Annotated in this window: 1 pseudogene; it reads left to right on the forward strand. The window is 63.8% G+C overall.

Annotated features, from left to right (window positions below):
• A pseudogene (locus MKK82_RS01240) lies at positions 1–122 on the forward strand (IS5/IS1182 family transposase); the annotation flags it as partial.
• Positions 123–860: the final 738 nt, after the last annotated feature.

Consider the following 860-nt stretch of genomic DNA (forward strand, 5'->3'; position numbering starts at 1 on the left):
CCTGGATCAGCCGCAATCGCCGCCTCTGGAAGGACCCAGAGGCGACTATCGCCTCGGCCAGAGCCTTCCTCTACGCCGCAGCCGTCATGATCCTCGTCAGGCGGCTCGCCCGCTCAGCCTGACTTCTCGGACGGACTCTAAGGCGTGATTTTTATCAAGCTCTCTGCGCAGCGCAAGCCATACCGTAGGGCAAGCACCCGTATTTGAGCCGAGTGTAAGTCCCACCCTCGTGTCCAGACCGCGCCGCACCGCCCCAAAAAAGGGGCCTTTCGGGGACGCGGAAATAGAGGCGCTACTCCCGGGGATGCACCTATTTCCTTATGAAAATCGGGCCCTTTTATGGGAGGCCCGTATCTGGATCGGTGGGCGGGAAGCTGGCGCCGGCAGCCCGCAGCGCCTGCGTCAGGGCATTGAGCTGCGCGATGGTGATCGCCGGTTCGCCAGGGCTGCCCTCGGCTCGCGCCACGACACTCAGAGGCACCTTGGCTCGCCTAGCTAGATCCGCAGGTGCCAAGCGGATGGAGAACCGTGCTGCGAGAAGCTGCGGGCCCGTGATCACCCCTTCCGCCTCCATCATCGCTTTACCGGGCGATCGTTACGCCGATAACCCATGGTATGGCTGTTGCTCCTCTTGGCAATCGTCTCATCCGGGAGAGCACCGCGATGGTACCCAAGAGGCACGATCCCGCCGAATACAGGACGTTGGCAGAACGCTGCGGAGTCGCGATCGCCGACGCCCATTGGTTTCGGCACATGGCAACGCGGGCCCTACGGGACGGCAAGCCCAAGGCGCAGATGCGAGCGGAGAGAGCCCGGACATCGGCGCGCATCATCCTGACGCGGGCCAAAGAGGATGCCGC

It is taken from the genome of Methylobacterium sp. E-046 (genome assembly GCF_022829625.1).
GTDB classification, from domain to species: Bacteria; Pseudomonadota; Alphaproteobacteria; order Rhizobiales; family Beijerinckiaceae; genus Methylobacterium; species Methylobacterium longum.